General features: G+C 58.9%; 13 protein-coding genes and 1 tRNA gene. 5 read left to right on the forward strand and 9 right to left on the reverse strand.

The window, feature by feature from the left end; translation table 11 throughout:
* Window positions 1–127: 127 nt before the first annotated feature.
* Together smpB and dapA are read right to left on the reverse strand one after the other, a co-directional pair.
* Window positions 128–610 carry an SsrA-binding protein SmpB gene (gene smpB, locus G3A56_RS05705; RefSeq protein WP_035218083.1) on the reverse strand — a complete coding sequence of 161 codons (483 nt, stop codon included), beginning with the start codon at window positions 608–610 and terminating at the stop codon, window positions 128–130.
* A gap of 216 nt (window positions 611–826) precedes the next feature.
* Window positions 827–1,711 carry a 4-hydroxy-tetrahydrodipicolinate synthase gene (dapA, locus tag G3A56_RS05710; protein WP_082184015.1) on the reverse strand — a complete coding sequence of 295 codons (885 nt, stop codon included), beginning with the start codon at window positions 1,709–1,711 and terminating at the stop codon, window positions 827–829.
* A gap of 375 nt (window positions 1,712–2,086) precedes the next feature.
* Between dapA and G3A56_RS05715 the strand changes: the two genes are divergently transcribed.
* The gene (locus G3A56_RS05715; protein WP_164056205.1) at window positions 2,087–4,159 is read left to right on the forward strand and encodes a lytic transglycosylase domain-containing protein; all 2,073 of its coding nucleotides are present in this window, start codon (window positions 2,087–2,089) and stop codon (window positions 4,157–4,159) included.
* 162 nt (window positions 4,160–4,321) lie between these two features.
* On the opposite strand, the gene G3A56_RS05720 is transcribed toward G3A56_RS05715, so the two are convergent.
* From G3A56_RS05720 to G3A56_RS05730, 3 genes are all read right to left on the reverse strand, one after another.
* Window positions 4,322–5,368: a porin gene (locus G3A56_RS05720; RefSeq protein WP_003496963.1), complete on the reverse strand. Its 1,047-nt coding sequence runs from the start codon at window positions 5,366–5,368 to the stop codon at window positions 4,322–4,324.
* A 583-nt stretch (window positions 5,369–5,951) separates the two neighbouring features.
* Window positions 5,952–7,007, reverse strand: a complete 1,056-nt coding sequence (locus G3A56_RS05725) for a porin (RefSeq protein WP_082184013.1) — start codon at window positions 7,005–7,007, stop codon at window positions 5,952–5,954.
* 584 nt (window positions 7,008–7,591) lie between these two features.
* Window positions 7,592–7,682, reverse strand: a tRNA-Ser gene (locus tag G3A56_RS05730).
* 162 nt (window positions 7,683–7,844) lie between these two features.
* Here G3A56_RS05730 and G3A56_RS05735 point away from each other — a divergent pair.
* Together G3A56_RS05735 and G3A56_RS28400 are read left to right on the forward strand one after the other, a co-directional pair.
* Window positions 7,845–8,186, forward strand: coding sequence for a hypothetical protein (locus tag G3A56_RS05735; protein ID WP_003496975.1), 342 nt, complete (start codon window positions 7,845–7,847; stop codon window positions 8,184–8,186).
* 96 nt (window positions 8,187–8,282) lie between these two features.
* A complete protein-coding gene (locus G3A56_RS28400) occupies window positions 8,283–8,459 on the forward strand; it encodes a hypothetical protein (RefSeq protein ID WP_167373896.1) in 177 nt (58 codons plus the stop codon).
* A 3-nt stretch (window positions 8,460–8,462) separates the two neighbouring features.
* On the opposite strand, the gene G3A56_RS05740 is transcribed toward G3A56_RS28400, so the two are convergent.
* Both G3A56_RS05740 and G3A56_RS05745 read right to left on the reverse strand, forming a co-directional pair.
* Entirely contained in the window at window positions 8,463–9,260 is a 798-nt protein-coding gene (locus G3A56_RS05740; RefSeq protein WP_082184012.1) for an aldolase/citrate lyase family protein, read from the reverse strand.
* 7 nt (window positions 9,261–9,267) lie between these two features.
* Window positions 9,268–10,485 carry an NAD(P)/FAD-dependent oxidoreductase gene (locus G3A56_RS05745; protein WP_082184636.1) on the reverse strand — a complete coding sequence of 406 codons (1,218 nt, stop codon included), beginning with the start codon at window positions 10,483–10,485 and terminating at the stop codon, window positions 9,268–9,270.
* Window positions 10,486–10,813: 328 nt separating this feature from the next.
* On the opposite strand from G3A56_RS05745, the gene G3A56_RS05750 reads away from it, so the two are divergent.
* Both G3A56_RS05750 and G3A56_RS05755 read left to right on the forward strand, forming a co-directional pair.
* The gene (locus G3A56_RS05750; RefSeq protein ID WP_035242718.1) at window positions 10,814–11,161 is read left to right on the forward strand and encodes a hypothetical protein; all 348 of its coding nucleotides are present in this window, start codon (window positions 10,814–10,816) and stop codon (window positions 11,159–11,161) included.
* A 168-nt stretch (window positions 11,162–11,329) separates the two neighbouring features.
* Window positions 11,330–12,442 carry a pyridoxal phosphate-dependent aminotransferase gene (locus G3A56_RS05755; RefSeq protein ID WP_082184011.1) on the forward strand — a complete coding sequence of 371 codons (1,113 nt, stop codon included), beginning with the start codon at window positions 11,330–11,332 and terminating at the stop codon, window positions 12,440–12,442.
* A 213-nt stretch (window positions 12,443–12,655) separates the two neighbouring features.
* On the opposite strand, the gene G3A56_RS05760 is transcribed toward G3A56_RS05755, so the two are convergent.
* Together G3A56_RS05760 and G3A56_RS05765 are read right to left on the reverse strand one after the other, a co-directional pair.
* Window positions 12,656–12,835, reverse strand: coding sequence for a hypothetical protein (locus G3A56_RS05760; protein WP_082184010.1), 180 nt, complete (start codon window positions 12,833–12,835; stop codon window positions 12,656–12,658).
* 49 nt (window positions 12,836–12,884) lie between these two features.
* Window positions 12,885–13,151 (reverse strand): SEL1-like repeat protein, encoded by a 267-nt coding sequence (locus G3A56_RS05765; protein ID WP_082184635.1) that lies wholly within the window; start codon window positions 13,149–13,151, stop codon window positions 12,885–12,887.
* Between the last annotated feature and the right edge of the window lie 296 nt (window positions 13,152–13,447).

The raw sequence follows: 13,447 nt of genomic DNA on the forward strand, positions 1-13,447 counted from the left end.
CTCCTCATTCCTGTGCTTGTCACAGGAATCTAGCCAGCCCAAGTCTTTGGGCTGGAACGGCTCTCTCGCCGCGCGGACGCGCGTCAGCTGGATTCCTGTGACAGGCACAGGAATGAGGGAGTAGGGTTTAAGCGTTACCGCCCTTCAGCAGCCGCGACTTCTGCCGGTTCCAGTCGCGTTCCTTCTCCGTCTCGCGCTTGTCGTGCAGCTTCTTGCCCTTGGCGAGCGCCAGTTCCAGCTTCGCGCGACCCTTTTCGTTGAAATAGACCTTCAGCGGCACCAGTGTCATGCCGTCGCGGTTGATGCCGGCGCGCAGGCGGCTGATTTCGCGTTTGCTCAAAAGCAGCTTGCGGCGGCGGCGCGGCTCGTGGTTGAACCGGTTGGCCTGCAGATATTCCGGCAGATGGGAATTGATGAGCCAGATTTCATCGCCCTCGTCCGAGGCATAGGATTCGGCGATGTTCGCCTTGCCTTCGCGCAGCGACTTGACCTCGGTGCCGGTCAGCACGAGGCCCGCCTCATAGGTGTCGATGATTTCGTAGTTGAACCGGGCCTTGCGGTTTTCCGCAACGATCTTGTTCACCACGCGCTGGCTGCCTTTGGGGGCCATGATATTTCAATCCCTTGTTTTTCTTATTGCGCCGCAGCCTGCCGGCTGGAGCGGTTTTCGAACTATATTTTTGCGCATGTCTTTGTCCCAAAACCGGTGACCACTTTTGGGAGGCATGCTCTATTTAGTATCGTCATCGCAAAAAGAAAAGGCGCGCGGAACCGCTTCTGTCGCGAAGCAGGTCCATTGCGCGCCTTCAAGGCCTTCAAGCCTCTCTCAGTTCATCAGGCCGGCATGTTTCAGCGCCGCATCAATCGCTGCTTCCGTTGCCGGTTCCAGCGTGCTCATCAATGGCGAGCGAACCTTGCGGTTGCCGCCACGGGTTTTCGAAAGCGCATATTTGGTGCCGCAGACGCCGGGCTCCATGAAGATGGCCTTGTGCAGCGGCATCAGGCGGTCCTGATACTCAAGGGCCTTGGCATAATCGCCGGCAAGCATCGCCGCCTGGAACTCCGAACAGAGGCGCGGCGCGACATTGGCGCTGACCGAAATGCAGCCGACGCCGCCATGGGCGTTGAAGCCGAGCGCCGTGCCGTCTTCACCCGAAAGCTGGATGAAATCCTTGCCGCAGGAAATGCGCTGTTCGGAAACGCGGTCGATCTTGCCCGTCGCATCCTTGACGCCAACGATGTTCTTATGGGCCTTGACCAGCGCGCCCATGGTTTCCGGCGACATATCCACGACCGAGCGCGGCGGGATATTGTAGATGACGATCGGCAGTCTCACCGCTTCGGCCACGGCAGCGAAATGGGCGAAAAGCCCCTTCTGCGTCGGCTTGTTGTAATAAGGTGTGACCACCAGCAGCGCGTCCGCACCGGCATCCTGCGCATGCAGGGCAAGCTCGATCGCCTCATCAGTATTGTTGGAGCCAGCACCTGCAATGACCGGAACCCGTTTCGCCGCTACCTCAATGCACAGCTCGACCACACGTTTGTGCTCGTCGTGGGACAGGGTCGGAGATTCCCCCGTCGTGCCCACGGGCACAAGACCGTTGCTGCCTTCAGCGATCTGCCATTCCACATGGGCGGCAAACGCCTGTTCGTCCACGGCGCCATTGTCCGTGAACGGGGTAATGAGGGCGGGAATTGATCCCTTGAACATGCAAAGCTCCTGGCGCCGAGCCGGTTCATGCTTCGGCCGCATTCGATGGTTAAAACCGGCACACATTAGTGCCAGCCCTTGGCGCCGACAAGCGCAAAGGAAGCCTATTTTGTCCGAAATTGTCGGAAGTGTGACACTCTTCGAGCGCCACACGGCTGCTGAAAAAACGAGGCGGTGGAAATGCGCGCCGCTCGCGAGCCGGTGAATAAAAGTTGATAGGATTGCGCGGCGGCAGGTAAGATTTCGTTAACCTCGATCTCCGTAGATTTGAAGGCGGGATTTCGGACCAGAACCACAGGCGCTTCCCGCAATCCCGCTGCAATGAATTGACAATACAAGAAGGTCGATTGTTTCCGTCCGGTGATGAAGAGCGGTATGAAAAAGACAGTTTGGGCATTGATGGCGGCAGGTCTTGCCGCAACCGTTTGGAACGCGCTGGCCGGCCCCGTGCCGGAAGGTTCCGTGCCGCTTCCCTATGTGAAGCCGAATGCGCCGACCGTTCCTGCCTTCATGCCCGCCTCCCCCGAAATCACCGGTGCGATACCGCGGCTTAACCGTCCCGACGACGCCGGCCAGTTGAAGGCGGGCCTCGACGCCCTTTCCAGCCGCGATGCCGCGCGCGCCATTGCACTGCGCAACGCCATGCCGACGGGAAGCCTCGACCGGCATATCCTCTCCTGGGCGATTGCCGTTTCCGGCCAGAAGGATGTGCCTTCTGCCGAGATCGCCGCAGCCCAGCGCGAATTGACCGGCTGGCCGGGCGCGGCAACCTTGCGCGCCAATTCCGAAAAAGCGCTCTACCGTGAAGATCCACCCGCGTCCCAGGTGCTTGCCGCTTTTGGCAGCAGCCGGCCGGAGACCGCCGAAGGCACCGTCGTACTCGCCAAGGCCTTTGCTTCTTCCGGCAAGGGCGCCGAAGCACAGAACCTCATTCGCCAGCTCTGGGTGAGCGAAGGCATGGACAAGGACATGGAAGACCGTGTTCTTGCCGAGTTCCCCAGCTATCTGACGCCCGCCGACCACAAGGCGCGCATGGATTACCTGATGTATCGCAGCCGCATCGGCCAGGCGAAGCGTTTTGGTGACCTTGGCAAGGCGCAGTCACTCTACCTTGCGTGGGCCGCCGTATTGCAGCGATCCGCCAATGCGGGCGCGCTCCTGGGCAAGGTGGATGCGACATGGCGCAACGACACGGCTTTTCTCTTCGCGCGCGTTGAAAACCTGCGCAACCAGCAAAAATACCCCGAAGCGGCCGCCCTGCTGCGGCAGGCACCCAAAGAAGCGGGCAAACTCGTCAATCCCGGCGAATGGTGGAACGAGCGGCGCATCATCGCCCGCGGTCTTGCGGATCTCGGTGATTTCGCCGAGGCCTATCGCATCGTCGCCAATCATTCGGCCACCTCCGCCGTTGATATTGCCGATGCGGAATTCCACGCCGGCTGGTACGCGCTGCGGGCGCTGCGCGACCCCGCGGTGGCCTCCCGCCACTTCAATACGCTTTTGCAGACCTCGAACCGGCCGCTTTCGGCCTCGCGCGCCTATTATTGGCTCGGACGGGCGGCGGAAGCGGGCGGGCCGGGCAATGCGCGAGATTTCTTCACCAAGGCCGCCGGTCATCCCGGCACCTTTTATGGCCAGCTCGCCGCTGCACGGATAGGCGCAAAGACACTGAACGTGACCTATCCCGCCCCCAGCGGCGGCGACCGTGAACGCTTCGCCGGCCGCGAAGCCGTGCGCGCCATCGACCGGCTGGAGGCCGCAGGTTATGGCTGGCGGGCCGACAGCCTTTACCGGTCGCTGGCGGATCAGCTCGACAGCCCGGGCGAACTTGCCATTCTGGCCGCCCGCGCGGAGGGCAACGGCAACCATCAGGTTTCGCTGCAAATCGGCAAGACGGCCTTCAGCCGCGGCATCGATGCGGCAGCGCTCGCCTACCCGCTTGGCGTCATTCCCGCGAGCGCGAATATTGCCGGTTCCGGCAAGGCGCTTGCCTATGCCATCGCCCGGCAGGAAAGCGCCTTCAACCCGGCCGCCGTCTCCGCCGCCAACGCCCGCGGGCTGCTGCAATTATTGCCGGGAACCGCCAAGGGCGTGGCCGGACGCCATGGCCTGCCCTATACGCAGGCGATGCTGACGAGCGACGCGGGATATAACGCCACACTCGGTGCTCACTATCTTGGCGAGCAGATCGACAGTTTCGGCGGCTCCTACATCCTCACCTTCATCGCCTACAATGCTGGCCCGAAGCGCGTGCCGGAATGGATCTCCCGCTACGGCGACCCGCGCGGCAAGCCGATCGACGAGGTGGTTGACTGGATCGAGCGCATCCCCTTCCCCGAAACCCGCAACTATGTGCAGCGGGTGATGGAGAATTATCAGGTTTACAAGACCCGGCTTGGACAGACCGCCGATATCGTCGATGATTTGCGTCATGGGCGGGCGGGATAACGGCCAGAATCGGCCGATCGCTGCATGCATTCAAGCACCGGCTGGTCCGGTGCTTTTTTGTTTTCCGCATCTGTGCGGACAGCTTTTCTGCCTTGATGAGATTCAAAAGAAAAAGCCCGGCTCGAGAGCCGGGCTTTCCATCACTGACAATGTCAGATCAGATTAGAACGTGCGCTGAAGGCGAACGAAACCGGTAACTTCGTCGTCACGACCATCTTCGTCGTAGTAGTTGGCGGTGATCTTGGTGGCCAGACCTTCGGTGATCTTGTAGTCAACCGTCAGACCAGCAGTCCAGGCGTCACGGTCGCCAGTGAAGTCGCCGTCAAGCTGGTTAACGTCCAGCTTGCTGAGGTATTCGAAGCCGGGGGTAAGCGTCAGGCGATCCGTAGCCTTGATCGCGTACTCAACGGCAACAGCCCATTCAGACTTTGCGTAGTAAGCGTTGTCGCCAGAGGCCCATACACCGGCGAGGCCGAAGGTGCCCGGACCAATGTCCGCGAACAGGATGCCACGGATAGCAACGTTTTCTGCATCGAAGTCGTAGCTGGCGATCAGGTTGGCGGTAACTGCGCCGAACTTGCCGCCGATCATGCCGCCGATACCGACGTTGTTGTCTGCACCGTACTGGTACTGACCGTACTGGCCTTCGAGCTCGTCAACCGAGAGAGCAGCCTGGAAAGAGCCCGCATCGTAGGTGTACTTGATCGAGTTGAACAGGGTGTTGGTCGACAGGATGTCGGTTTCGCCATTCAGATCGTCGTCCCACCAGCTGTAGAACTTACCGACCTTCAGGCCGCCGAGTTCGATGAAGGCCTGGTCAACGAAAACGCCAGAACCAGTGTTGCCGGTGCCGGATACAGCACCAGCGGTGCCGCCATCAGCGTTGCCACGGAAGCCGATGAAGCCACGCAGAGCACCGAGTTCGGTGTCGGTGCGGGTGTCAACTTCGAACTGGGCGCGTGTGAACGAATCCCAGTCAGAAGTGCCGGACGAGTCACGGCCAAAGTTGGTCTGGAAACGGATGTAACCGCCGAACTTCAGGCAGGTTTCGGTGCCGGGGATGTAGAAGAAGCCGGTGCCGAAAGCGTCGCAAACGCGAACGTATTCGAGGGGCTCAGGCTCAGCAGCGACGATAGCGTCAGCAGCCTGTGCGCCGGATACTGCTGCGAGAGCCGCAGCGGAGCCGATGAGAAGGCTCTTGATGTTCATGGTTGACCTCCAGTCAAACGCTTAATCTTCTAAGCAGCGAGTGGGAAACACAAATCGATGCGTGCCGCTTATGGAGATGATTAGAGCCAAAACGGGCCGGACAGGCAATCGCAATCGTGACAAAAGGAAGACAGTAAGGTGTCCTTAGTTTTTCATTGTTGCGAAATAGCTACAATTCTAATTGCCCCAACTCAATTCTTAATGAATCGTTAATTTCTTATTTATTTCACATACTTACGAGGAAGGGCGAAATTCCCTCGCGAGCAAGATTCGGCCAAAAAACAGAATGCCGACGCAATCAGACCACGCGAAGTTGCCAAAAAGCGATTTGCTGGGCTGTAGAATCGGACACGTTCGGCGCTCAGAACCGCCTCACCGCCCCGCTCAATATATGAACGAATCGGCAGCCATGGACGCCGTCTAACGCCAGTCAGAGAAAATGCACTCGAAGCACCGCAGTCAATCGTAGCTCGATCACCTGTGCAGTGATGCGTCACACGCGCCTTCCGAGGTCAGATTGACAGAAAATAAAAAAGCCCGGCTCGAGAGCCGGGCTTTCCATCACTGACAATGTCAGATCAGATTAGAACGAACGCTGAAGGCGAACGAAACCGGTAACCTGGTCGTCACGGTTGTCGATGTCAACGTAGTTAACAGCGATCTTCGTGGAGAGGCCCTGCGTGATCTTGTAGTCGAGCGTCAGACCGGCCTTCCAACCGTCGTCGTTCGAGAAGTCATCCCAGGAAACCAGGCCGTAGTTGCCGTAGTACTGAACGCCGGGGGTCAGCGTCAGCTTGTCGGTTGCCTTGATGGCGTATTCAGCAGCAATTGCCCACTCGGAGACGTTGTAGTAAGCGTTTGCGCCAGAAGCCCAAACACCAGCCAGGCCAAGCGTGCCCGGACCAACGTCAGCCGTTGCGATCAGGCGTACAGAGCCGTTTTCGCGGTCGGTGTCGTAGCCGCCGATGAGCTGGAAGGAAGCAGCGCCGAGCTTGGCGCCAACGCCGAGAGCAACACCAACATTGTTGTCGGATTCGTTAAGCGTGCCACCAAGGGTGTTGGCGACGCTAACGCCTTCGAGTTCGTCAACCGAAACACCTGCCCAGAAGGAACCAGCGTCGTAGGTGTAACGAATGGAGTTGAACAGAGCGTTGGAAGACAGCTCGTCCGTTTCGCCAGAGAGGCCATCGTCCCACCAGCTGTAGAACTTACCGACCTTCAGGCCACCGAGTTCGATGAAGGCCTGGTCAACGAAAACGCTCGAGGACGAGGAAGAGCCGTTGTCAGCATTGCCGCGGAAACCGATGAAGCCACGCAGAGCGCCGAGCTCGGTGTCGGTGCGGGTGTCGATTTCGAACTGAGCGCGCGTGAAAGCGTCCCAATCAGAAGTGCCGCCGTTGTTGGTGCCGGCGCTTGTACCGTTACCGTTCTTGAAGTCTACCTGGAAACGAACGTAGCCCTGGAACTTCAGGCAGGTTTCGGTGCCGGGGATGTAGAAGAAGCCGGTGCCGAAAGCGTCGCAAACGCGAACGTATTCGAGGGGCTCAGGCTCAGCAGCGACGATAGCGTCAGCAGCCTGGGCGCCGGATACTGCTGCGAGTGCCGCAGCGGAGCCGATCAGAAGGCTCTTGATGTTCATGGTTGACCTCCAGTCAAAGTTTTTAAAAGGGTCTGGGTACTTTCGCTGAAGGACAGCATTCCCTGCCCCATTCCCGTGTTCTTAGAAGCCAAACGATCCACCGCCTCGCTTCTGGTCGTGAAAATACAAAAGGTTTCGCGGCTTGCAATCGCCAACATCCGATAAACCGCATTTACGTATATGCTTCATTTCGGTTTGTTGCGGAAACAACACACAGCGCGTCGCCAGCTGGCAGGCGGCTTTACAATGCGTTAAGAAGTTCCTTGAAAATCCGTTAGTTAGCGCGGTTAACAAGGCCTTTCTAAACTACGAGCCTTTTCGATGAACTATTGCTTCGCCGGCCAAGGATAACGGAAATTTTTGCTTTCCCTTGTCCCGTCTCTGGCATGACGGGATCAACGGCACCGAGAAACACGGACGGACCGCGGCCGTTTCACCAGACAACGATTCGGAACGCTGGTCGCGGCCTGTCACAGGGCGTACTGATTTGCGCCAAATGGGTGCTCGCCGCGGAAGGTTGTACGCGGCTCGTAGGTGAGTCGTTTTGAGAAGATTTGTCAGAGAAGGTTGCGCATTGCGCTTGATGGCGGAGAGGATGGGATTCGAACCCACGATACGCTTTTGACGTATACTCCCTTAGCAGGGGAGCGCCTTCGACCACTCGGCCACCTCTCCGGTGCGGCCTGATTATTGCTTAAAAAAAATGATTGCAAGGCTTTTTCGCCGAGAAGCCGAAAAACCTGTTGGTGGAGCAACGGTCAGTGAAACTTTGCAGGCAATTGGGGAACTTCTTTAATGCCGGCACGTTCTCGCTTCGGAAACAAAAGAGGTGTTCTAATGGCTCAGACCAAACTGAATGTTGTCGAAGACACGATCGAAAACCAGATTGCGGAGTTGCGCACGCAAATCGCGTCTCTCTCCAAATCCGTTTCCGCCCGCGCGGAAGGTGTAGGCGAGGATGCATCCGAATTTCTGGATGAGGCACGTGGCCGCGTTCGCAAGGCGGCAAGCAACGTGCGCGCCCAGGGACAGAACGTCGTGGAGGCGGTCAAGGAAAATCCCGGCACCGCGACCTCGCTGCTGACGATCGTCGGCGCACTCGGTTTTGCGATCGGTTATGCGGTCGGCGCGGGCACACAGCAGAGCTCGTCCAACAGCAGCCTTTATCGCTGGCGCTGATAGTCTGCCTATACGATCAAAACCCAGGGCAAGGCGGGATTTATTCCGCCTTGCTTCTTCGCGCTAATTCCAAAGACATGAAAAATGGGGGCGAACATGCAGTTCAGCGACGATCTTGAAGAGGCATTGTCGGATTTTGCGAGAGATCACGGCATTAACAGGGATGAGGCGATCCAGCGCATCGTCCGCGCCGCCCTCATCAACAACGGTTATCTTGCCTCCGGCGAAGAGGGCATTCCGCCGGAAAAGCTGAATGCCAGCAACGACGATTGAGCGTCAGTATCCGGATTTCGCCGCAGGTGCTGCCCCGCCCTTGTAGCGGCTGGAGAGCGACCGCAACGTGTTGGCAAATTCCGTGACATCGGCACCGACGGCGACAAAGGACGCACCGAGTTCGAGATAACGGCGATTGAAAGTCTCATTGAAGGTGAGAATGCCGGCAGCCTTGCCGGCTGCGACGATCTTGACGATTGCCGCCTCGATGACCGCCTGCACTTCCGGCTCATCCAGCTTGCCGAGATAACCCATATCCGCCGCGAGATCCGCCGGGCCGATAAAGACGCCGTCCACACCCTCCACCGCGAGAATATTGTCGAGATCGTTGATCGCCGCACGGGTTTCGGCCTGCACCAGCAGGCAGACGCTATCGGAGGCGCTATCGGCATAGTCGGTTATCGTATTGAAGGCGGATGCGCGGGCAACGGCCGCCCCCATACCGCGAATACCGCGTGGCGGATAATGCATGGCGCTGACCAAACCTTCAGCCTGGGCTGCCGAATCAACCATGGGAACGAGCAGCGTGCGCGCGCCCGCATCCAATAGCTGCTTGATCATCCAGCTTTCGCCGACCGGCACACGCACCACCGGCTCGGCGGGCGATGTGGCAAGGGCGCGCAGCTGGTCGATGATGCTGCGCAGATCGTTCGGCCCATGCTCGCCGTCAATCACCAGCCAGTCGAACCCCGCTGTTCCGGCGATTTCCGCCGTGATGGCCTCACCCATGTCGAGCCAGAGACCGATTTGCGGCTTGCCGGCATGGATGGCTGTTTTGAAACGATTTTCGGGAGCGGGCATGATGTCCTCAGGAGAGCAGTAATTTCAGATCGGCAGACGGGTCCGCCAGGATGGTGCGGTCAGGCTCTGCGCCGGTATCGAGCAGTTTCTTGCCGGAGACATAGGCCTTCGCGTCATTGACGGCATCGACGGCCACGAAGCGGCCATCGCGGAAATACCAGACAGACCAGCTGCCTTCGCGTGCGCCGGGCCGCAGCACCGTCTCGTCGTAACCGAGGTTGAAACCGGCAATCTGCAGCTTTACCTCGTATTGATCCGACCAGAACCACGGCTTGGCGTCATAGGCGATTTCTGTGCCGGCCAGCACATGAGCGGCGGCCTCGGCTTGATCGACCGCGTTCTGGACCGATTCGATTCGCACATGCTGGCCGCGCCAGGGCAGCAAGGCACAATCGCCCACCGCATGAATATCCTTGTCCGAGCTACGGGTATATTCGTCCACCAGAATGCCATTGCCGACATCAAGGCCCGATTCGCGGGCAAGACGATCATTCGGGGTCACGCCGATGCCGACGATGACGAAATCCACGTCGAGCGTCGAACCATCGGAAAGTTCAGCGGCGGCAACCCGGCCATCCATGCCGACAAGACGCACAAGGCCGGTCTTTTCGCGGATCGCGACGCCGTTTGCCTGATGGATGCCGCGCATGATGTCAGCCGTTTCCGGCGCTGCCACACGCTGGAGAATGCGGTCGGCCATTTCGATCAAGGTCACATCGAGGCCGAGCTTGCGGGCGACAGCCGCCGCTTCCAGACCGATATAACCGCCGCCGATAACCAGCAGCCTGCGGCCGGGCTTCATCTCTTCCATCAGCCGGTCGGCATCGCGCTTGTCGCGAACGGTCAGAACCCCTTCGAGATCGCCGCCGATGCTGGCGGGCAGCAGGCGTGGTGAAGCACCGGTTGCCAGCACCAGCCTGTCGTAGGAAAGCGTGCTGCCATCCTGCATGCGCAACGATTTGGCCGCGCCGTCGATCTCCTCCACCCAGGTGGAGAGCCGGATATCGACATTGTTTTCCGCGTACCATTCCACGGGGCGAAACATCAGCCGGTCGAAGCTCATCTCGCCGAGAAGGTATTTTTTGGAAAGCGGCGGCCGCTGGTAAGGATGGGCATCCTCGGAACCGATGATGGTGATGGGGCGCTCATCCTTCAGCGCCCTGAGCTTTGCGGCCAGCGCGAAAGCGGCCTGCCCTGCCCCGACGATTACCAGCCTTCCCGTCACATTCCACTCCCAGAACAATCGCGATGGGACGATCCTGCCGCATTCACGAAGCCATATTGCCGGATCAGGCGTAACGCCAAGTACGGCCCGCGTCAACCGCGCAGCCACGCCAGCCCTGTGCAAGCATGACGCATTATCAGCACAGGCTCAGACAGGACTGCAACCGGAAGGAGCCGGGCGCATTTCCATCAAGGGAAACATCGTTTTGCGAAATGGATGTTGGCCCATGTCGAGACGGACAAGGTATAATTGCGCGGATTTCCTTCACGACCTGGCAAGGAAGCCGCGTTAAAATAGGCACCAGGAAGAGGCAATCCGGGAGGTTGTCATGGCTTTACATATGGATCCCCGTCAAAGCGTCCCCCAGGACGAGCAGTACGAGAAATTTCAGATCGACCGGCCCGGCAAGATCACCTTCATCGGGCATCATCTCAGCGCCAAGGACACGATGCGCTGCCTCGTGCGCACCATTTCCCTTTACGGCGCGGAACTCGAAGTCAGCCCGCATCTGGAGATGCCTGCCAATTTCTATCTGGAAATCCTCGGTATTCGCGACGAAATCGGCTGCACGCTGATCCGTCGGGAGGAGGAAAAGGTGACCATCGGCTTCAACATGCTGATCGATGCCGAATTCCTGCACCATGTGCGCAGATTGAGTTTCGAGACCAGCGCCTGAACCCGACACGGCGTGCCGACCGATTCGCCGGCAGGTTTTTCTGTCGGGGAGTGGCCGAGGAAAAAACTGTTCCAAAACAGTCATCCGATAACCGGGCGCGGCTTGCGTCCGGTTTTTTTGCACCTATTGTGTGCCGGGTTTTAAAACAGGTACCGGAACTCTCAGCCAATGTCCGCTTTTTCACGCCTTACGCCGCTTGCCGTCTCGCTCCCTTCAACCGTTCCTTTCGTTGGCCCCGAGGCCATCGAGCGAAACCGCGGCCTGAAGGTGGAAGCGCGGATAGGCGCCAACGAAAGCGGCTTTGGCCCCGCCCCTTCCGTGCTTCTGGCCATGCGGGATGCGGCCGCCGACACCTGGATGTATAGCGATCCTGAAAATTTCGAGTTGAAGGAGGCGCTGGCCATCCACCACGGCGTTGCGCGCGGCAACATTGCCATTGGCGGCGGGGTCGATGGGTTGCTGGGTGAGATCGCAAGGCTGATCGTCGAGCCGGGAACGCCGGTGGTCACCTCGCTCGGCGGTTATCCCACCTTCAATTACCACGTGAACGGCTTTGGGGGAAAACTCGTGACCACACCCTATGTCGACGATCACGAGGATCTCGACGGGCTTCTCGATCTCGTTATCCGGGAAAATGCACCGCTCGTCTATTTCGCCAATCCCGACAATCCGATGGGAAGCTGGTGGGAAGCAAGCGAGGTCGTTGCCTTTGCCCGGGCGCTGCCGGAAACCTGCCTGCTCATTCTGGACGAAGCCTATTGCGAGACCACACCCGCAAGCGCCGTACCGGCCATTGACGCGCTGATCGGCCAGCCGAACATCCTGCGCATGCGCACTTTCTCGAAGGCCTATGGGCTGGCTGGCGCCCGCGTGGGTTATGCCATCGGCACGCTTGGCAATGTCGAAGCCTTCGACAAGATCCGCAATCATTTCGGCATGGCGCGTATTTCTGTCGCCGGCGCATTGGCGGCGCTGAAGGACCAGGCCTATCTGCATGAGGTCGTCGGGAAAATCTCAGAGGCCCGCGATCGCATCTCGGCGATTGCCCGCGATAACGGATTTTCGCCGCTCCCCTCGGCCACCAATTTCGTCACCATCGATTGTCACCGCGACGGCACTTACGCCCGCGCCATCGTTGACGGCTTGATGGAGCATGGCGTGTTCATCCGCATGCCGGGCATCGCTCCGCTCAACCGCTGCATTCGCGTGAGTGTGGGACCGGAAGACAAGCTCGATCTTTTTGAAACGGCGCTGCCGAAGGTTATCAAGGCGCTGGGGTGATATTTAGTGCTTCCTTTCCGTCATTCCGGCCCTGAGCCGGAATCCAGCGCGATCAAGTCCTTGATCGCGAAAGACTCTTTCACGCCGCAGACGCGGCGTGGCTGGATGCCGGATCAGGTCCGGCATGACGGAAGAAGGAAGCAAATCGAAAACCGCATCTGCCATGTCTGCCGGAGCGGTTTCATCCCCACCACAGCGTGATGCGAATGCGATTCAAAATCCGCCCGCAAGCCCCTGCCCGCGAATCATTTTCCAGAAAACGACATTGCCAAACATAAGAAAACCGCGCCGGCCTTGTTCCTGCCGGTCGCGGTTTGATGTGTCAGCGCAAAAGCCCTTTTCAAAGCCCTCGCCGCATTCCCCTTCGGGTTTACTTTCGTTTGCACCGGTCATCGGGACTGGAGGGAACCGGACCGGAAATTCTATCGCGGATGCGGGTGCGTCAGTGCATCGTCATCCAGTCGCGGGCGGCACGCAGCGCTTCGGCCAGTTCCGCCTTGGTCATGTTGCGGGCAAGATCGGCACGCAGCGAAGCGGCTCTTTCCGATCCGCGGATCGCGGCGATGTTGAGCCATTTGTGGGCCGCAATCAGATCCACCTTGCAGCCCCGGCCCGTCGCGTAGACCAGGCCGAGATTGCAAAGGGTGTCGGCGCGGGTTTCGCCACCGGCAACTGCCATTTCGATATCGCGAATTTCAAAGCGTGCCATCGTTTTAATCCCTGTCTTCTCGCCTGTTTCATCAAGTGCCTTCTTGCCGAGGCTACCTTTCGGACCTGCCGTCTTTTGCGGCTTTTTTGTCCTTTCGGCCGGCAGGTTTTCCCTGCGCTTTTGATGAGTTGAATATGCCACGAGGCTTTCAACGGGCGCTTAAAAGGCATGATTAATGTGACGCAAACAAACTGCAAACGATTGGTAAAATTGGTTTTTTGTTAAATATCGCAAGGTGCGGAAATTAAGGACTTTGCGGCGAATTTTACGAAAACTTCAGAATTGGATTTCAACCC

The organism is Rhizobium oryzihabitans, assembly GCF_010669145.1.
Classification (GTDB): domain Bacteria; phylum Pseudomonadota; class Alphaproteobacteria; order Rhizobiales; family Rhizobiaceae; genus Agrobacterium; species Agrobacterium oryzihabitans.

Coding starts and splice junctions, on each gene's coding strand:
- smpB (WP_035218083.1), bottom strand. CDS start 610: ATGGCCCCCAAAGGCAGCCAGCGCGTGGTGAACAAGATCGTTGCGGAA.
- dapA (WP_082184015.1), bottom strand. CDS start 1,711: ATGTTCAAGGGATCAATTCCCGCCCTCATTACCCCGTTCACGGACAAT.
- G3A56_RS05715 (WP_164056205.1), top strand. CDS start 2,087: ATGAAAAAGACAGTTTGGGCATTGATGGCGGCAGGTCTTGCCGCAACC.
- G3A56_RS05720 (WP_003496963.1), bottom strand. CDS start 5,368: ATGAACATCAAGAGCCTTCTCATCGGCTCCGCTGCGGCTCTCGCAGCA.
- G3A56_RS05725 (WP_082184013.1), bottom strand. CDS start 7,007: ATGAACATCAAGAGCCTTCTGATCGGCTCCGCTGCGGCACTCGCAGCA.
- G3A56_RS05735 (WP_003496975.1), top strand. CDS start 7,845: ATGGCTCAGACCAAACTGAATGTTGTCGAAGACACGATCGAAAACCAG.
- G3A56_RS28400 (WP_167373896.1), top strand. CDS start 8,283: ATGCAGTTCAGCGACGATCTTGAAGAGGCATTGTCGGATTTTGCGAGA.
- G3A56_RS05740 (WP_082184012.1), bottom strand. CDS start 9,260: ATGCCCGCTCCCGAAAATCGTTTCAAAACAGCCATCCATGCCGGCAAG.
- G3A56_RS05750 (WP_035242718.1), top strand. CDS start 10,814: ATGGCTTTACATATGGATCCCCGTCAAAGCGTCCCCCAGGACGAGCAG.
- G3A56_RS05755 (WP_082184011.1), top strand. CDS start 11,330: ATGTCCGCTTTTTCACGCCTTACGCCGCTTGCCGTCTCGCTCCCTTCA.
- G3A56_RS05760 (WP_082184010.1), bottom strand. CDS start 12,835: ATGACCGGTGCAAACGAAAGTAAACCCGAAGGGGAATGCGGCGAGGGC.
- G3A56_RS05765 (WP_082184635.1), bottom strand. CDS start 13,151: ATGGCACGCTTTGAAATTCGCGATATCGAAATGGCAGTTGCCGGTGGC.